Source organism: Aeromicrobium sp. Leaf291 (genome assembly GCF_001423365.1).
Taxonomy (GTDB): domain Bacteria; phylum Actinomycetota; class Actinomycetes; order Propionibacteriales; family Nocardioidaceae; genus Aeromicrobium.
The window spans coordinates 241,531-258,340 of the sequence record NZ_LMNM01000002.1; the positions used below are offsets into that span (position 1 = coordinate 241,531).

Consider the following 16,810-nt stretch of genomic DNA (forward strand, 5'->3'; position numbering starts at 1 on the left):
ATGACCCGCGTGGTCGTGGTCGGCAGTGGCGTGGCGGGGCTGACCGCTGCGCTGGAGGCCGACGCCCGCGACGGGGTCGAGGTCACCCTCGTCACCAAGGCCGCCCTCGGGACCAGCAACACGGCGTGGGCCCAGGGCGGCGTTGCGGTCGTGACCGACGCGGGCGACTCGGTCGCCTCGCACGTGGCCGACACCCTCGCGGCAGGTGCGGGACTCTCCGACGACGACGCCGTGCAGGTGCTGTGCGCCGACGGTCCCGAGGCCGTCGCGGGTCTGATGCGCCGGGGCGTGCTGTTCGACGTCGACGCGGGCGACCTCGCGCGCGGCCTGGAGGCTGCGCACTCGCACGCGCGCATCCTCCACGCAGGGGGCGACGCCACCGGCGCGGCCATCTCCGAGGCGCTCGTGGCGCGGGTCCGCGCCGCCGGCATCGAGGTGCGCGAGCACACGTTGGCCGTCGACCTGCAGCTGACGCAGGGACGGGTCTGCGGTCTGCGTCTCCTCGACGGCACGGTCCTGCCCGCCGACGCCGTGGTGCTCGCCACGGGGGGCGCGGGGCAGCTCTACCCCTTCACCACCAACCCGGCGGTCGCGACGGGTGACGGTCTGGCGATGGCGCTGCGGGCCGGCGCGGTCGCGTCGGACCTGGAGTTCTACCAGTTCCACCCCACGGCGCTCGCCGTGCCGGGCAGCCCGCTCGTGTCCGAGGCGGTGCGGGGCGAGGGCGCGGTGCTGCGCTCCGTGGACGGCCACCGGTTCATGACCGACGTGCATCCCGACGCCGAGCTCGCCCCGCGCGACGTGGTGGCTCGAGGGATCGCCGCGCACATGGCGCGCCAGGGTGGCCTGCCCGTCCTGCTCGACGCGACGGCGCTCGGGACCGCCTTCCTGGCCCGCAGGTTCCCGACCATCGACGCCATGGTCCGGTCCCACGGGCTGGACTGGGGGGCCGAGCCCGTCCCCGTGTCGCCCGCGGCGCACTACTTCATGGGTGGGGTCCGGACCGACCTGTGGGGGCGTACGTCGCTGCCGGGTCTGTACGCCGTCGGCGAGGTGGCCTGCACCGGTGTGCACGGTGCGAACCGGCTCGCCTCGAACTCCCTGCTCGAGGGTGCGGTCTTCGGTCGGCGTGTGGTCGAGGCCGTCCTCGGCGCGGCGCCCCAGGAGACGTTCGACGCCGAGTGGGCTGCACCGGTCGAGGTGCCGTCGGCGGCCACGACCGAGCCGCTCGAGCGCGCCGACCTGCAGCAGCTGCTGTGGGAGACCGCCGGCCTCAGCCGGGACGCGGCGGGCCTCGAGCGGGCCTCGGCGCTGATCGGCGCCGGCGCCGTCCCACCGGGTGCCGACGTGAAGGCGGTCGAGGACGCGAACCTGCACGTCGTGGGCGCGGCCGTCGTGGCGTCGGCGCTGGCACGACGCGAGTCGCGGGGCGGCCACCACCGCACCGACGCCCCCGGCACCGACCCGACGCAGGCCCGGCACAGTGCCGTCGTCCTCCCGGCGGCGCGCCTGCTGATCGCCGGGGCGCGGGAGTCGGTGCCGTGCTGAGCCGGGAGCAGGTGCAGCGCGTCGTCGACATGGCGCTCGCGGAGGACGCGCCCTTCGGCGACGTCACGTCCCAGGTCTTCGTCCCGGCCGAGGCCGTGGCGCGTGGGTCCGTCGTGGCGCGGGAGCCGGGCGTCCTGGCCGGTACCGACGTGCTCCGGCAGACGTTCACGACCGTGGACCCCCGGGTCGTCGTCGAGCTGCTGGTGGCCGACGGTGAACGGTTCGCCGCCGGCGACGTGCTGGCGCGCGTGCAGGGCCCGGCGCGGGCGGTCCTGCAGGGGGAGCGGGTCGCGCTCAACCTGGTGCAGCGGATGAGCGGGATCGCCACGCTCACCTCGCTCTACGTCGAGGCTGTCTCCGGCACCGACGTGCGCGTCGTCGACACGCGCAAGACCACGCCTGGCCTGCGCGCGCTGGAGCGGCACGCGGTGCGCTGCGGGGGCGGCCACAACCACCGCTTCTCGCTCTCGGACGCGGTGATGGCCAAGGACAACCACCTCGCGCTCGTCCCGGACGTCACGGCGGCCGTCCGGGCGGCGCGCGCGACCCTCCCGCACACCATGCACGTGGAGGTCGAGGTGGACCGGCTCGACCAGGTGGAGGCCGTCCTGGCGGGTGGGGTCGACACGATCATGCTCGACAACTTCACCCTCGACGAGCTGCGCGAGGGAGTCGCTCTCGTCGCCGGCCGCGCGATCGTGGAGGCCAGCGGTGGCATCACGCTCGAGACGATCGGCGAGGTCGCACGGACGGGGGTCGACGTGATCAGCGTCGGGGCGCTGACGCACTCCGTCCGCGCGCTCGACCTGGGGCTGGACCTCGACGTCGCGCCCGGCGGGGGTGCCGGGCCGTGGGCGGCTGGAACAGCACCATGATCTATCTCGACGAGGCGGCCACGACACCGTTGCGCCGCGACGTCCTCGCCGCGATGGGCCCGTACCTCGGGCCTGCGTTCGGCAACCCGTCGAGCCACCACGAGCTCGGGGAGGCGGCTCGTGCCGGGCTCGAGCAGGCTCGCGCCGACGTCGCCGTGTCGCTGGGGGCGCGGCCGGGCGAGGTCACGTTCACGTCGGGTGGGACCGAGTCCGCGAACACCGCCGTGAAGGGGATCTGCCTGGCGCAGCCGCGGGGGAGGCACGTCGTGGTCAGCGCGGTCGAGCACCCGGCCGTGCTGGAGTCGGCGCTCTGGCTAGGACGCATCGGGTACGACGTCACGCTCCTCGACGTCGACGAGCACGGCGCGGTCGACCCCGGCGTGCTTGCGGCCGCCCTGCGCGACGACACGACCCTGGTCAGCGTGCAGCACGCGAACAACGAGGTCGGCACGGTCCAGCCGGTCGCGGACCTGGCCGCCGTCGCCGCAGAGCGTGGTGTCCCGTTCCACACCGACGCCGTGCAGTCGGCTGCCTGGCTCGACGTCGACGTCACTCGGCTGAACGTGCAGGCGCTCAGCCTGTCGGCCCACAAGCTGGGCGGTCCGAAGGGCGCGGGCGTGCTGTGGGTCCGGCGGGGCACGCGGTTCGAGCCGCTCGTGCACGGCGGAGGTCAGCAGGACGGGCGACGGTCAGGTACCGAGGACGTGCCCGGCGCGGTGGGTCTGGCTGCTGCCCTGCGCCTGGCTCGTGGCGGCCCGTCGACGGCCGAGGAGGTCGCGGCGCGCCGTGACCGCTTCGTCGCGGCCGTGCTGGCCGGCGTCCCCGGTGCGCGTCTCACCGGCCACCCCACGTCGCGGCTGCCCGGCCACGCGTCCTTCGTGCTGCCCGGCCGGTCGGGGGAGTCGGTCCTGCTGGACCTCGAGCGGCGCGGCATCGTGTGCTCCAGCGGCTCGGCCTGCCACGCGGGCAGCGACGAGCCCAGCCACGTGCTGACGGCCATGGGTCTGGAGCGCGAGGTGGCGCAGACGGCGCTGCGCTTCACCTTCGGGGTGGCGGTGACCGACCACCAGCTCGCCGAGACCGCCGACGCCCTGGTCGACGTCGTCGGGTGAGCCGGGGCCGGACCCTCGGTTCGGGCGTCAGGTCGTGGTGCGGGAGCGACGTGTCGCCCGGAGCGCGAGAAGTCCGGCTGCGCCCCAGAGGGCGAACCACGGGTCCCAGAGCGCAGCGTGCCAGCGGATCGCCCTGAGGTCGGCGCTGTCGGAGGGGCTGATCAGGTCGAGGGCCACGGCCGCGTTGCCGACGGTCATGAGTGCCCCGTAGACCAGCAGCGCCCCGGTGGCGAGGGCGGCCGGGCGGCGGAACCGGCCGTGCAGCACCGCGACGGCGACCAGCGCCACGACGACGAGCTTGGCGACCACGACCGCAGCCAGCGCCGCGAGCACGCCGGCGCCCCGGTCGGTGCCCCACGACACGAACGGCTCGCCGACCGTGTCGAGCAGCCAGGTCGAGCCGAGCAGCCAGAGCAGGCTGATCCCGGCGTGAGCCGCCCCCAGCACGGTGGCCACCACCAGCCACCCACGTGGCGCCGACGTCTGCACGGTGCTCATGGACCACCCCCGACGGGAGCGTACCTGCCGGCCTCGGGGCCAGTGACTACGCTGGGAGAGCCATGACCTCGTCCGATCCCTCCTCGAGCCTCGACGCCGTGTACCTCGACCACGCGGCCACGACGCCGATGCATCCCGAGGCCGCCGCGGTGCTCGCCGACCAGCTCGCCCGCACGGGCAACGCGTCGAGCCTGCACACGTCGGGTCGGGCGGCCCGGCGCGTGGTCGAGGAGTCGCGCGAGGTGATCGCCGAGTGTCTCGGCGCACGGCCCAGCGAGGTGGTGTTCACGTCCGGTGGGACGGAGGCCAACAACCTCGCGATCAAGGGTCTGTACTGGGCGCGGCACGACGAGTCCTCGGCGCGGGACCGCGTCCTGTTCAGCTCCATCGAGCACCACGCCCTGCTCGACCCCGTGACCTGGTTGGCGGCGCACGAGGGCGCCCGCATCGACACGACCCCCGTGGACCGCCAGGGCCGGGTCGTCGTCGACGCCCTGCGCGGTCAGATCGAGTCCGACCCGGCGTCGGTGGCCGTCGTGACGACCATGTGGGCCAACAACGAGATGGGCACGATCCAGCCCGTGGCCGACGTCGTGGCCCTGGCTCGCGAGCACGGCATCCCGGTCCACAGCGACGCCGTCCAGGCAGCGGGCTACCTCCCGCTCGACTTCGCCGGCTCGCACCTGGACGCCATGACCGTCACGGCCCACAAGCTCGGGGGTCCGGTCGGCGTCGGGGCCCTGGTCGTGCGACGCGAGGTGACGCCGGTGCCGCTGGTCCACGGCGGCGGCCAGGAACGTGACCTCCGCTCGGGCACCGTCGGCGTGGCGCTCATCGCCTCCTTCGCCCGGGCGCTGGAGCTGACGGTGCAGCGCCAGGCGGAGGTCTCGGCACGCATCGAGGGACTGAGGCGGCGGCTCGTCGACGGCATCGGGCGAATCGTTCCCGACGCGATCGTCAACGGGGACCCGGAGCCCGGGCCAGACCACCGTCTGCCCAACATCGCGCACGTGACGTTCCCGGGGTGCGAGGGCGACGCGATGCTCATGCTGCTCGACGCGCAGGGGGTGGAGGTGTCCACCGGGTCCGCCTGCCAGGCCGGGGTTCCCCAGCCCAGCCACGTGCTGCTCGCGATGGGCTACGACGACGCCGCGGCTCGCGGTTCGCTGCGGCTGAGCCTCGGCCACACCAGCACCGAGGCCGACGTCGACCGGCTGCTCGCGGTGCTGCCCCAGGTGCACGAGCGTGCCGTCCGCGCCTCCCTCGTGCGGAGCCGTTGATGTCCGGACCGACGACGGAGGCCCGCTGATGGCCCGCCTCGTCGCGGCCATGTCCGGGGGTGTCGACTCGGCCGTGGCGGCCGCGCGTGCCGTCGACGCCGGCCACGACGTGACCGGGGTGCACCTGGCCCTGAGCCGCAACCCCCGGTCGTACCGGTCCGGTGCCCGTGGGTGCTGCTCCATCGAGGACGCCGGCGACGCCCGACGTGCCGCCGACGCGCTGGGCATCCCGTTCTACGTGTGGGACATGAGCGCCGAGTTCGCCGTCGAGGTGGTCGACGACTTCGTCTCCGAGTACGCCGCGGGTCGGACCCCCAACCCGTGCCTGCGCTGCAACGAGAAGATCAAGTTCGCGGCCGTGCTCGACCGCGCCCTCGCGCTCGGCTTCGACGGCGTCGTGACGGGGCACTACGCGCAGCTGAGCACCGCGACCGACGGCACGGTCGAGATGCACCGCTCGGAGGACGCCGGCAAGGACCAGAGCTACGTGCTGGGCGTGCTCACGCAGGACCAGCTGCGTCACTCGCACTTCCCCCTCGGCGGCTCGGTCAAGACCGACGTCCGCGACGAGGCGGCACGTCGCGGCCTGCAGGTCGCCACCAAGCCCGACAGCCACGACATCTGCTTCGTCGCGGACGGTGACAACGCCGGTTGGCTGGCCGAGAAGCTGGGACCGCGACCGGGCGTGGTCGTCGACGAGGCAGGTGCGGTGCTGCGCGAGCACGACGGTGCCTACGCCTACACGATCGGACAGCGGCGCGGCCTGCGTCTCGGCGTCCCGGCCGACGACGGCAAGCCGCGCTTCGTGCTCGACATCGAGCCCGTCTCCGGCACGGTCACCGTCGGTCCGCGCGAGCACCTGCTCGTCGACACCCTCGAGGCGGACCGACCGCTGTGGTGCGGAGCCGCGCCCGACGGACCGCTGGAGTGCACGGTGCAGCTGCGCGCCCACGGTGCCGAGCACCGGGCGGTCGTGGAGGTGCTCGACGACGGCCGGGTCCACGTCGACCTCGTCGACCCCGCCGAGGGCATCGCCCCCGGTCAGGCCGCCGTGGTCTACGTCGGGACCCGCGTGGTCGGGTCGGCCACGATCACCGCGACGAGTCGCAGCAGCATCTCCTCCGGGCCCGTGCGGTGAGGGCCACGGGCGTCGGCTCGATGCCGGGGGAGGGCTACGCCGAGTCGGTCAAGGCCGTGCTCGGCACGCTCGACGACCTGGCCTTCGTCCCCGAGCTGCCGGCGCGAGGCGTCGGCGCGCAGATGATCGGCCGCTCGCTCGCGTTCCTGGAGGGGCTGGGGGCGGACCTGCAGCCCGGTGGGTGGCGGCTGCTCGACGCGTCGGGCGTGGACCACCGTCGCGCCAGGTCGCTGCTCGCCCAGGACCTCGACGTCGTGGAGGAGCTGGCGCAGGACCGACAGGGTGCCGTCAAGCAGCAGGTCGCCGGGCCGTGGACGCTCGCTGCGACCGTGGAGCTGCAGCGGGGGGAGAAGGTGCTCTCGGACCACGGAGCACGGCGCGACCTCGCCCACGCGCTCGCGTCGGGCCTCACCGACCACGTCGCGTCGCTGCGCCGCCGGTTCCCCGGCGCCGAGCTGGTGCTGCAGGTCGACGAGCCGATGCTCCCTGCCGTGCTGTCCGCACAGGTCCCCACCTCCTCGGGCTTCGGGCGCTACCGCACCGTGCACCCGCCGGAGGCCGACGCCCTGCTGCGCGTCGTCGTCGACGCGGTGCGGGCGGCGGGAGCGAGCCCCGTCGTGCACTCGTGCGCTCCGGACCTGCCCGTCACGCTGCTCCGCGGCGCGGGCTTCGACGCGATCTCCTTCGACCTGTCGCTCGACACCCCCTCTGGAGGCGACGCATGGGCCGAGGCGTTCGAGGCGGGGACGGACCTGTGGCCCGGGATCCTCCCGTCGACCGACGCCGCGCTCGACCCGGCCGCGTCCCGTCGCACGCTGGAGGCGTGGTTCGACCGTCTGGGCTTCGCCGAGGACGCCTGGCACGACCGGGTGGTCGTGACGCCGTCCTGCGGCCTGGCCGGGGCCACCCCGGCCCACGCCCGCCAGGTGCTGGCCGAGCTCGCCGCCCTCGCGGGCTGACCACCGTCGAGGGCGCTGCGGCCACCCCTGTGTGCATCGCGTGGGAGCGCCACCTGCGGTCGTGTGCGACCCGCTGCTGCGTGGCTTGGGTGGGTACGTCCCTGTGGCTGCGCGGCTCCGGCTGGGCTTTCGCTTGCTGCTGCGTCGCTGTGGCTGCGAGTCGGCTCGGTCTCCGAGAGGACCTCGACCGCACCGGTGGGTCTCGACCCGGGCGGACCTGCGGGGCGCAGCCACGACTCTCCCTCTGCGCGTGATCCACGCACGATGCTTCCTCCGCGTGGACCGTGCCTCACGAAGGAAGAGTCGTGGCGACGAAGACGGCCTCAGAAGGGCAGGGATTCTCCCGTCTCGTGCAACGGTCCGCGCAAAGGGAGAATCCCTGCCCAGCCGCCGCGTACCGAAGCCCCGCTGGACGCAGGATTCTGCCTTCGCGCACAACAACCCGAACGATGCTGCGTTCACGACGGGAACCCGTAGCTAACGCAGCATCCTTCGAGCCCTCACGCGCGAACGCAGAATCGTGCGTCCCTCGAGCCACACTCCGAGAACCCGACCGACCCCGGACCCGTCCGCCGGTCGAGGCCCTTTCGGAGACCGAGCCGACTCGCAGCCGCAGCGACGCAGCCGCAGCTCGAGGCCCAGTCGGAGCGACGCAGCAGCGAGCGAAGACCCAGCCGGGGAAGCGCGGAAGCGCACCAGCGAAGGTTCAGCCGCAGCGACGCAGCACCATGGCCCTCACACGATCTCGTCGCGGGCCGGGCGACTGCCGAGCCGCACGACCGCGATGCCGACGACCACGGCCACGCCGCACACCACGTCGGCCGTGAGCCCGTCGAGGGCGAAGAACCCCACGAGCCCGGCCACCACGAGGAGAGCGCCGAGGACGATCGGGACGAGACGTCGAGTGCTCATGCGTCCACCGTGCCAGGTCGTCGACACCGATGCATCCCGCGACTCGCGGCGCACGTGTCGGCGGGCGCCGATATCGTCTGACGCATGAGCGACGACGACCTGCGGCAGCGGCACAAGGAGCTGGCCGAGCAGGTCGACGAGCACCGCCAGCGCTACCACCGCGACGACGCGCCGACCATCTCCGACGGCGAGTACGACGCCCTCGTGCGCGAGCTCGAGACGCTGGAGGAGCAGCTGCCCGAGCTCCGCACGCCCGACTCGCCCACCCAGCAGGTGGGCGGCATGGTCTCCTCGTCGTTCGAGGCCTACGAGCACCGCGAGCGGATGCTCAGCCTCGACAACGCGTTCAGCCGCGAGGAGCTCGAGGCCTGGTACGGGCGACTCGAGCGCGACGGCGCGGGCGAGGCCGAGTTCCTGTGCGAGCTCAAGGTCGACGGTCTCGCCATCAGCCTGACCTACGAGGACGGTGTCCTCACCCGCGGTGTCACCCGCGGCGACGGTCGGGTGGGGGAGGACGTCACCGAGAACGTCCGCACGATCAAGGCGATCCCGCACCGTCTCTCCGCGACGGACGAGTTCCCGGTGCCCGCCTACGTCGAGGTCCGGGGCGAGGTCTACTTCCCCACGCAGGCCTTCGACGACTTCAACGCCGCCTGGGCCGAGGCCGGCAACAACCCGTTCGCCAACCCGCGCAACGCCGCGGCCGGCACCCTGCGCATGAAGGACTCCTCGGTCACGGCCTCGCGGCCGCTGTCCATGGTCTGCCACGGCCTGGGCTACCGCGAGGGCTTCCGGCCCGAGCGGCAGTCCGAGGCCTACGACGCGCTGAAGGCGTGGGGACTCCCGACGTCGGACAGGGCCAGGGTCGTCACCGGCCTCGACGCGGTCCAGGAGTTCATCGAGCACTACGGCGAGCACCGCCACGACGTCGAGCACGACATCGACGGGGTGGTGGTCAAGGTCGACCAGGTGGCGCTTCAGGGACGCCTGGGCTCCACCTCCCGCGCGCCGCGATGGGCGATCGCGTTCAAGTACCCGCCGGAGGAGGTCAACACCCGGCTCAAGGACATCCTCGTGAACGTGGGCCGCACGGGACGCGTCACGCCCTTCGGGCTCATGGAGCCGGCCAAGGTGGCCGGGTCCACGGTCGAGATGGCCACCCTGCACAACCAGCACGAGGTCAAGCGCAAGGGCGTGCTCATCGGCGACATGGTGGTGCTGCGCAAGGCCGGTGACGTGATCCCCGAGATCGTCGGGCCCGTCGTCGCGCTGCGCGACGGCACCGAGCGCGAGTTCGTCATGCCCACCGAGTGCCCGTCGTGCGGAACTCCGCTCGCCCCCGCCAAGGAGGGCGACGCCGACATCCGCTGCCCCAACACGCGGTCCTGCCCGTCGCAGCTGCGCGAGCGGCTGACCCACGTCGGCGGCCGAGGTGCCTTCGACATCGAGGTCTTCGGCTGGGAGGGCGCCGTGGCGCTGCTCGAGTCCGGGGTGCTCGTCGACGAGGGCGGGCTCTTCGCCCTGACGGAGCAGCAGCTGCTCACCGTGCCGCTGTACCGCCGAGCGGCGAAGAGGGCGGAGAAGGAGGCGGTGGCCGCCGGCGCGCCGGACGCCCCGGTGCTGGGTCCGGACGACACGGTGCTCTCCACCAACGGTCGCAAGTTCCTCGACGGCCTGCAGAAGGCCAAGACCCAGCCGCTGTGGCGGGTGCTCGTGGCCCTGTCCATCCGTCACGTCGGCCCCACCGCGGCGCGGGCCCTCGCCACCGAGTTCGTCACCATGGAGGCCATCCGCGCCGCCAGCGCCGAGGAGCTCGCCGCGGCCGAGGGCGTCGGTCCCACGATCGCCGACGCCGTCGTGGACTGGTTCACCGTCGACTGGCACTGCGGCATCGTCGATGCCTGGGCTGCGGCGGGGGTACGCATGGCCGACGAGCGCGACGACAGCATCGTGCGCACCCTCGAGGGACTCACGGTCGTCGTCACCGGGTCGCTGCAGGACTTCACCCGTGACTCCGTCAAGGAGGCGATCATCGCCCACGGCGGCAAGGCGTCGGGTTCGGTGAGCAAGAAGACCGACTACGTCGTCGTCGGCGACAGCCCCGGCACCAAGGCCGAGAAGGCCGAGCAGCTGGGCGTCCCGATCCTCGACGAGGACGGCTTCAAGAAGCTGCTCGCCGACGGGCCTCCTGCGGCCGAGGACGACGCCGACGCGGACGACGGTGCCAACGACGAGGACGGGGCCGACGCGCCGGACACCGAGGGTGAGGCCTGACCGTGCTGGAGCTTCGTCCGAGCTGTGAGTGCTGCGACGTCGACCTCGCGCCCACGAGCCGCGGCGTCTTCATCTGCACCTACGAGTGCACGTGGTGCCGCGACTGCGCCGAGGGCCGGCTCGACCTCACGTGCCCGAACTGCGGCGGCGAGCTCGTCCGCCGGCCGGTCCCGTCGCCCTCCAGGCTCGCGGCGCACCCGCCCTCGACCATCCGGGTGCACGCGCCCGACTGCCTGACCCGCTCGTGAGCGAGCCGCGTCTGCGGGGGGCGGCAACAGCGATCGCGCTGGTCTCCGTCGCCTTCGCGGTGTCGGTGGTGCACTACCTCGACAACGTCGTGAACTACGCCGACTACCCGCAGCCCGAACCCGGTGCCACCCTTCCCACTCCGTCGGCGGCGCTCATCGCCGCGGCCTGGTTCACCTTCACGGCCCTCGGCACCTCCGGTCTGGTCTTGTTCCTGCGCCGTCGCCTCGTGCCGGCCGTCGTCTGCCTGGCGCTCTACTCCGGCAGCGGGCTGATCGGCGTCGGCCACTACACCGTGCCCGGCGCCCTCGACATGCCGTGGTGGAGGCAGCTCCACGTCGTGGTCGACATCGCGCTCGGCGTGCTGCTGCTGTCCTTCGCGCTGTGGGCCTTCCTGGCCAACCGAGGGCGGCGATCGTTGGCCGAAGCCCGCGCGAACGTGGGCGAGGAGCGGGAGACCTGGGCCTTCCTCGTTCGCGAGCTCGAGAGTCAGGGGAAGGTCGACCAGTCCACGCCAGGTCGGCTCGTCCTCGACGAGCGTTGGAACGACGGTCCAGCCGTCACGATCGTGGTCACGCCGGCTGAGTGGTACTCCGACGTGCTGAGCGCCGAGCTCACGTGCCGCCACCCGGGCGACGGTCCCGGACGAGCGATGTTCTACCTCGACGAATCGATCGGCTCGCGGCTTGACGACGAGCACTTCGTGGTCTGGGACGGCCGCGGGTTCGAGCGCTCAGTTCAGGCTGTCCTGCCAACGCGGCGCGGCGACGGCGACTTCGTCTGACGCGTCAGCGCAGGACGAGACGGTGCAGCGCGCTCGCGATCTCTCGGGCGATCCCCGCGTCCTCGTACCCGGTCTTGTGCACGGTGTAGTCAGTACCTCCGTCGGCGTCGCACACGACGTCGCGGGTCAGGCAGGCATCCACCGTCCGGTCGGCGAGCGCCCCGAGGTCCGGACCAGCGCCCAGGCTGCCGTCGAGGGTGGCCTCCGAACCAGGGAGGTCCGGGCGGATGAACGGGGCGTCGGGGTCGTGCCGCGGGCTGCCGATGAGCGCGAGCGCGTCGACGCGACGGGCGAGGGCGGGTCGGTCGGCGAGCGTCTCCTGGGCGATCTGTGCGCCCTGGCTGAAGCCGACGACCGCCAGGCGTGCCTCCGGGCAGTCCCGGACCGACGCGGTGAGCTGGCGGGCCAGCAGCCGTCGGCCCTGGTCGACGTCGGCCTCGTAGACGTCGACGTCGGAGGCGTCACGGCTGCGGTGCCGGACCGCGTCGACGTCGATGTCGTCCACGCCCTTCGCTGCCAGCCGCTCCTCGAGGTCGGTGACCACGCCGTCGACCTCGGTGCCCAGGCCACGGTTCTTGTCGAGCGACTGCGACTGCCCACGGACCCCGACGACCTGCACCTGGGGGCACCCGTCGGTGGCCTCAGGGAGTGCGTCGTTCCCGGCCGCGGAGCACCCCGTCAGCACGAGGACGCAGGCGACCAGGGGCAGCAGCAGGCGGGAGAAGGGGGACATCCCTCGAGCATGGCAGGCGGCCGACGAGGTACCCGCGGGTGCCTCCGCCCTTCCACGGCTCGGCCGCGCCTGTCCAGCGGGCGCGACCGACGAGCGGCACTCAGTCCACGTCGGCGTCGTCCGGGTCGAAGAGGTCGGCCGCCGCGCCCACGACGAGCGGGTCGGGGATGCGGACGACCTCGTGGTCCTTGCCGGGGTAGTCGAAGCGGTGCAGCACGTGGCGCATGGCCTCCAGACGGGCACGCTTCTTGTCGTTGCTCTTCACGACGGTCCAGGGGGAGTGCTTCGTGTCCGTCCTGCGGAACATCGCCTCCTTGGCCTCGGTGTAGGCGTCCCACTTGTCGAGGGAGGCGAGGTCCATGGGGGAGAGCTTCCACTGCCGCACCGGGTCGATCTGGCGGATGGTGAACCGGGTCAGCTGCTCCGCGCGCGAGACCGAGAACCAGAACTTCACGACGTGGATGCCGTCGTTGACGAGCATCTTCTCGAACGCCGGCGCCTGCTTGAGGAACTCGGTGTACTGGTCGGGCGTGCAGAAGCCCATCACGCGCTCGACACCGGCGCGGTTGTACCAGGACCGGTCGAAGAACGTGAGCTCGCCGGTCGTCGGCAGGTGGTGGACGTAGCGCTGGAAGTACCACTGGCCCTGCTCGCGCTCGGTCGGCTTCACGAGGGCCACCACGCGGGCGCCGCGCGGGTTGAGGTTCTCGGTGAACCGCTTGATCGTGCCGCCCTTGCCGGCCGCGTCGCGTCCCTCGAACACCATCACGACCCGCTGCCCGGTGTCCTTCACCCAGCGCTGCAGCTTGATCAGCTCGATCTGCAGCAGCCGCTTCTCCAGGTCGTACGTCGTGCGGTCGAGCCGCTCGCCGTAGGGGTAGCCCTCGCGCCAGGTGTCCACCGGCACGCCGGAGGGATCCAGGAGCACGGGGTCGTCGTCGTCGGAGTCGTCGACGGTGAAGTCGGTGAGGTGCTGGGCGGCCACGGTGTCGATCACGAGCGGGAGGCTAGGGGAGCGTGGTGAACGCCAGGTGACACGTCACTACGATGGGTCGGTACCCGCACCCGAGCCTGCAAGGGAGACGCATGTCGTCGGCCATCTCGCGTGAGGACGTCGCCCACCTGGCGAGCCTCGCGCGCATCTCGCTCAGCGAGGACGAGCTGGACCGGCTCGGCGCCGAGCTCCCGGCGATCCTCGACCACGTCGCCGCCGTCCAGGAGGCCGCTGCCGACGACGTCGAGCCGATGAGCCACCCGGTGCCGATCAGCAACGTGTTCCGTGCCGACGAGGTCCGTCCCGGTCTGACGCCCGACGAGGCCCTCGCCGGTGCCCCGGCGAGCGAGGAGCAGCGCTTCCTCGTCCCGCAGATCCTCGGGGAGGAGTGATGAGCGACCTCACCCGGCTCGAGGCCGCCGAGATCGCCGACGGCCTCGTCGACGGCACCCTCACGTCCGTGGCCGTCACCCAGGCCCACCTCGACCGCATCGCCGACGTCGACGAGCGGCTCGGCGCCTTCCTGCACGTCGACGCCGAGGGCGCGCTGGCCACGGCGGCCGACGTCGACGCGCGGCGCGCAGCGGGCGAGCAGCTGGCGACCCTCGCCGGCGTCCCGGTGGCCGTGAAGGACCTCATCAACACCGTCGGCCAGCCCACCACGGCCGGTTCGCGCATCCTCGAGGGCTGGGTCCCGCCCTACGACGCGACCGTCGTCAGCCGTCTGCGTGCCGCGGGTCTGCCGATCCTCGGCAAGACCAACCTCGACGAGTTCGCCATGGGCTCGTCCAACGAGCACTCGGCCTACAAGCCGGCGCGCAACCCCTGGGACACCGAGCGCATCCCCGGCGGCTCCAGCGGCGGGTCCGCGGCCGCCGTGGCCGGCTACGAGGCGCCCCTGGCCCTCGGCACCGACACGGGCGGATCCATCCGCCAGCCCGGCGCCATGACCGGCATCGTGGGCGTCAAGCCGACGTACGGCGGTGTCTCGCGCTACGGCGTCATCGCCATGGCCAGCAGCCTCGACCAGGTCGGCCCGATGGCCCGCTCCGTGCTCGACGCCGCCCTCCTGCACGAGGTGCTCGCCGGACACGACCCGTTGGACTCCACCAGCATCGACGCGCCGACGCCTGACGTCGTGGCCGCGGCGCGCCGCGGCGACGTCGCCGGGCTGCGCATCGGTGTCGTGAAGGAGCTCGGTGGAGAGGGCTTCCAGCCCGGCGTCCAGCAGCGCTTCGACGAGTCCGTCGAGCTGCTCGCCAAGGCGGGCGCCGAGGTCGTCGAGATCTCGTGCCCGAGCTTCGTGCACGGCATCGCCGCCTACTACCTGGTCATGCCGAGCGAGGTGTCCAGCAACCTGGCCCGCTTCGACGCCATGCGGTACGGCGTCCGCGTCGCGCCCGACGGCGTCGACGGCCCCAGCGCCGAGCAGGTCATGGCCGTCAGCCGTGACGCCGGCTTCGGCGACGAGGTCAAGCGCCGCATCATCCTCGGGACGTACGCCCTCTCGAGCGGCTACTACGACGCCTACTACGGCTCGGCGCAGAAGGTGCGCACGCTCGTCGCGCGCGACTTCGCGGCTGCGTTCGAGCAGGTCGACGTGCTGGTCTCGCCCACCGCTCCCACCACGGCCTGGCGCCTGGGGGAGAAGAGCGACGACCCGCTGGCCATGTACCTCGAGGACATCGCCACCATCCCGGCCAACCTCGCCGGAGTGCCGGGGCTCAGCCTCCCGGTCGGGCTCGCGAGCGACACGGGTCTCCCGGTCGGCGTGCAGGTGCTCGCCCCGGCCCAGGCCGACGACCGTCTGTACAACGTCGGGGCGGCCCTGGAGCGGCTCGTCGCGGCCCCCCAGCTGAGCGAGATCGATGCAGGAGCGACCCGATGAGCACCCAGAGCAGCAACACGACCACACCGGCGCTCGTCCCGTTCGAGAAGGCGATCGAGCGCTACGACCCGGTCCTCGGGCTCGAGGTCCACGTCGAGCTGAACACCGCCACGAAGATGTTCTGCGGCTGCACCACCGTGTTCGGCTCCGAGCCGAACACCCAGGTGTGCCCCGTCTGCCTGGGCCTGCCGGGCGCACTGCCCGTCGTGAACGCCAAGGCGGTCGAGTCGGCCATCCGCATCGGGCTCGCGCTCAACTGCGAGATCGCCGAGTGGTGCCGGTTCGCCCGCAAGAACTACTTCTACCCGGACATGCCGAAGAACTTCCAGACGTCGCAGTACGACGAGCCGATCGCCTTCGACGGCTACGTCGACCTCGACGTGCCCCTGCCGGACGGCGGGGTGGAGACGTTCCGCATCGAGATCGAGCGCGCCCACATGGAGGAGGACACCGGCAAGTCGCTGCACGTCGGCGGTGCCACCGGACGCATCCACGGCGCCGACCACTCGCTGCTCGACTACAACCGGGCCGGCATCCCGCTGATCGAGATCGTCACCCGCACGATCGAGGTGCCGGCCGACCGGGCCCCGCTCGTGGCACGCGCCTACGTCCAGCACCTGCGCGACCTCATGGTGGCGCTCGGCGTCTCCGACGCCCGCATGGACCAGGGTTCGCTGCGTGCCGACGTGAACCTGTCGCTCAAGCCCACTGGCTCGTCCACGCTCGGCACCCGCAGCGAGACCAAGAACGTGAACTCCTTCCGCTCGGTCGAGCGGGCGGTGCGCTTCGAGGTGTCTCGGCACGCGGGCGTGCTCGACGCCGGGCAGAGCATCCTGCAGGAGACGCGGCACTTCCACGAGTCCGACGGCACCACCTCGCCGGGTCGGCCCAAGTCCGACGCCGACGACTACCGCTACTTCCCCGAGCCCGACCTCGCGCCGGTCGCGCCGTCGCGCGCCTGGGTCGACGAGCTGCGGGGCACGTTGCCCGAGCCGCCGGCCGAGCGACGCAAGCGGCTGCAGGCGGAGTGGGACTTCACCGACCTCGACATGCGCGACACCGTGGGCGCCGGCGCGCTGGAGCTCGTCGTGGCCACGGTCGCGGCCGGGGCCACCCCGGCGTCGGCGAAGAAGTGGTGGCTCGGCGAGCTGGCGCGCCGCGCCAACGAGTCCGGCACCGGCCTCGACGAGCTGGGCGTCACGCCGGAGCAGGTCGCGGGCGTGCAGGCCCTGATCGATTCCGGTCGCGTCAACGACAAGCTCGCCCGACAGGTGCTGGAGGGCGTGCTGGCCGGCGAGGGCACGCCCGAGGAGGTCGTGACCGCGCGCGGGCTCGAGGTCGTGTCCGACGACGGCGCGCTCGGTGCCGCCGTCGACACCGCCATCGCGGCCAACCCCGACGTCGCCCAGAAGATCCGCGACGGCAAGGTGCAGGCCGCCGGTGCGCTCATCGGCGCCGTCATGAAGGAGATGCGGGGCCAGGCCGACGCCGGGCGCGTGCGCGAGCTGATCCTCGAGAAGCTCGGCGGATGAGCCCGTCACGATGACGAGCGCTCCGGACGGCGTCGGC

The 16,810-nt window shown here is 72.8% G+C and carries 16 protein-coding genes; 12 read left to right on the top strand and 4 right to left on the bottom strand.

Annotated elements, in window-relative coordinates; genetic code table 11:
- Genes nadB through ASF35_RS10970 form a run of 3 tightly spaced genes read left to right on the top strand, consistent with a single transcriptional unit; the run spans position 1 to position 3,535 of the window.
- The gene (nadB, locus tag ASF35_RS10960) at positions 1–1,548 is read left to right on the top strand and encodes an L-aspartate oxidase (protein WP_055967114.1); all 1,548 of its coding nucleotides are present in this window, start codon (positions 1–3) and stop codon (positions 1,546–1,548) included.
- The gene (nadC, locus tag ASF35_RS10965; protein WP_055967117.1) at positions 1,542–2,423 is read left to right on the top strand and encodes a carboxylating nicotinate-nucleotide diphosphorylase; all 882 of its coding nucleotides are present in this window, start codon (positions 1,542–1,544) and stop codon (positions 2,421–2,423) included. Before nadB ends, nadC begins: the two co-directional genes overlap by 7 nt.
- Positions 2,420–3,535, top strand: coding sequence for a cysteine desulfurase family protein (locus tag ASF35_RS10970; protein ID WP_055968522.1), 1,116 nt, complete (start codon positions 2,420–2,422; stop codon positions 3,533–3,535). Before nadC ends, ASF35_RS10970 begins: the two co-directional genes overlap by 4 nt.
- A gap of 27 nt (positions 3,536–3,562) precedes the next feature.
- Here the strand turns inward: ASF35_RS10970 and ASF35_RS10975 are convergent, their stop codons facing one another.
- On the bottom strand, positions 3,563–4,033 hold the full coding sequence (locus ASF35_RS10975; RefSeq protein WP_055967120.1) for a DUF3995 domain-containing protein: 471 nt from the start codon (positions 4,031–4,033) through the stop codon (positions 3,563–3,565).
- 62 nt (positions 4,034–4,095) lie between these two features.
- Between ASF35_RS10975 and ASF35_RS10980 the strand changes: the two genes are divergently transcribed.
- Genes ASF35_RS10980 through ASF35_RS10990 form a run of 3 tightly spaced genes read left to right on the top strand, consistent with a single transcriptional unit; the run spans position 4,096 to position 7,410 of the window.
- On the top strand, positions 4,096–5,313 hold the full coding sequence (locus tag ASF35_RS10980) for a cysteine desulfurase family protein (RefSeq protein ID WP_055967123.1): 1,218 nt from the start codon (positions 4,096–4,098) through the stop codon (positions 5,311–5,313).
- A 28-nt stretch (positions 5,314–5,341) separates the two neighbouring features.
- A complete protein-coding gene (gene mnmA / locus ASF35_RS10985) occupies positions 5,342–6,451 on the top strand; it encodes a tRNA 2-thiouridine(34) synthase MnmA (protein WP_055967126.1) in 1,110 nt (369 codons plus the stop codon).
- Positions 6,448–7,410: a methionine synthase gene (locus tag ASF35_RS10990; RefSeq protein WP_235497740.1), complete on the top strand. Its 963-nt coding sequence runs from the start codon at positions 6,448–6,450 to the stop codon at positions 7,408–7,410. Before mnmA ends, ASF35_RS10990 begins: the two co-directional genes overlap by 4 nt.
- Before the next feature lie 735 nt (positions 7,411–8,145).
- On the opposite strand, the gene ASF35_RS18060 is transcribed toward ASF35_RS10990, so the two are convergent.
- Positions 8,146–8,322 carry a hypothetical protein gene (locus ASF35_RS18060; RefSeq protein WP_156364755.1) on the bottom strand — a complete coding sequence of 59 codons (177 nt, stop codon included), beginning with the start codon at positions 8,320–8,322 and terminating at the stop codon, positions 8,146–8,148.
- 84 nt (positions 8,323–8,406) lie between these two features.
- Between ASF35_RS18060 and ligA the strand changes: the two genes are divergently transcribed.
- The 3 genes from ligA to ASF35_RS11005 are packed head-to-tail and all read left to right on the top strand — an operon-like array spanning position 8,407 to position 11,626.
- Entirely contained in the window at positions 8,407–10,596 is a 2,190-nt protein-coding gene (gene ligA, locus ASF35_RS10995; RefSeq protein ID WP_055967129.1) for an NAD-dependent DNA ligase LigA, read from the top strand.
- Between the two features lie 2 nt (positions 10,597–10,598).
- Positions 10,599–10,844, top strand: coding sequence for a DUF1272 domain-containing protein (locus tag ASF35_RS11000; protein ID WP_055967132.1), 246 nt, complete (start codon positions 10,599–10,601; stop codon positions 10,842–10,844).
- Positions 10,841–11,626 (top strand): hypothetical protein, encoded by a 786-nt coding sequence (locus tag ASF35_RS11005; protein ID WP_055967135.1) that lies wholly within the window; start codon positions 10,841–10,843, stop codon positions 11,624–11,626. The genes ASF35_RS11000 and ASF35_RS11005 overlap by 4 nt, the downstream gene beginning before the upstream one ends.
- Positions 11,627–11,630: 4 nt before the next feature.
- Here ASF35_RS11005 and ASF35_RS11010 read toward each other — a convergent pair whose 3' ends face one another.
- Positions 11,631–12,359, bottom strand: coding sequence for a cutinase family protein (locus ASF35_RS11010; RefSeq protein WP_055967137.1), 729 nt, complete (start codon positions 12,357–12,359; stop codon positions 11,631–11,633).
- A gap of 100 nt (positions 12,360–12,459) precedes the next feature.
- Positions 12,460–13,356 carry a polyphosphate kinase 2 gene (gene ppk2, locus ASF35_RS11015; protein WP_200914534.1) on the bottom strand — a complete coding sequence of 299 codons (897 nt, stop codon included), beginning with the start codon at positions 13,354–13,356 and terminating at the stop codon, positions 12,460–12,462.
- Positions 13,357–13,445: 89 nt separating this feature from the next.
- Here ppk2 and gatC point away from each other — a divergent pair, with 89 nt between their 5' ends.
- From gatC to gatB, 3 genes are read left to right on the top strand one after another with little or no spacing between them, the layout of a single operon-like run.
- Positions 13,446–13,745, top strand: a complete 300-nt coding sequence (gene gatC, locus ASF35_RS11020) for an Asp-tRNA(Asn)/Glu-tRNA(Gln) amidotransferase subunit GatC (protein WP_055967141.1) — start codon at positions 13,446–13,448, stop codon at positions 13,743–13,745.
- Positions 13,745–15,241, top strand: coding sequence for an Asp-tRNA(Asn)/Glu-tRNA(Gln) amidotransferase subunit GatA (gene gatA / locus ASF35_RS11025; RefSeq protein ID WP_055967144.1), 1,497 nt, complete (start codon positions 13,745–13,747; stop codon positions 15,239–15,241). The genes gatC and gatA overlap by 1 nt, the downstream gene beginning before the upstream one ends.
- Complete coding sequence (gene gatB, locus ASF35_RS11030; protein WP_055967148.1) at positions 15,238–16,773, top strand: Asp-tRNA(Asn)/Glu-tRNA(Gln) amidotransferase subunit GatB; 1,536 nt, start codon at positions 15,238–15,240, stop codon at positions 16,771–16,773. Before gatA ends, gatB begins: the two co-directional genes overlap by 4 nt.
- The last annotated feature ends 37 nt before the right edge of the window (positions 16,774–16,810 follow it).

Excerpts from the sequence above, each read along its gene's own strand:
- ASF35_RS10970 (WP_055968522.1), top strand. The coding sequence starts at position 2,420 with ATGATCTATCTCGACGAGGCGGCCACGACACCGTTGCGCCGCGACGTC.
- ASF35_RS18060 (WP_156364755.1), bottom strand. The coding sequence starts at position 8,322 with ATGAGCACTCGACGTCTCGTCCCGATCGTCCTCGGCGCTCTCCTCGTG.
- ASF35_RS10975 (WP_055967120.1), bottom strand. The coding sequence starts at position 4,033 with ATGAGCACCGTGCAGACGTCGGCGCCACGTGGGTGGCTGGTGGTGGCC.
- gatB (WP_055967148.1), top strand. The coding sequence starts at position 15,238 with ATGAGCACCCAGAGCAGCAACACGACCACACCGGCGCTCGTCCCGTTC.
- gatA (WP_055967144.1), top strand. The coding sequence starts at position 13,745 with ATGAGCGACCTCACCCGGCTCGAGGCCGCCGAGATCGCCGACGGCCTC.
- ligA (WP_055967129.1), top strand. The coding sequence starts at position 8,407 with ATGAGCGACGACGACCTGCGGCAGCGGCACAAGGAGCTGGCCGAGCAG.
- ASF35_RS10980 (WP_055967123.1), top strand. The coding sequence starts at position 4,096 with ATGACCTCGTCCGATCCCTCCTCGAGCCTCGACGCCGTGTACCTCGAC.
- mnmA (WP_055967126.1), top strand. The coding sequence starts at position 5,342 with ATGGCCCGCCTCGTCGCGGCCATGTCCGGGGGTGTCGACTCGGCCGTG.
- ASF35_RS11010 (WP_055967137.1), bottom strand. The coding sequence starts at position 12,359 with ATGTCCCCCTTCTCCCGCCTGCTGCTGCCCCTGGTCGCCTGCGTCCTC.
- gatC (WP_055967141.1), top strand. The coding sequence starts at position 13,446 with ATGTCGTCGGCCATCTCGCGTGAGGACGTCGCCCACCTGGCGAGCCTC.
- nadB (WP_055967114.1), top strand. The coding sequence starts at position 1 with ATGACCCGCGTGGTCGTGGTCGGCAGTGGCGTGGCGGGGCTGACCGCT.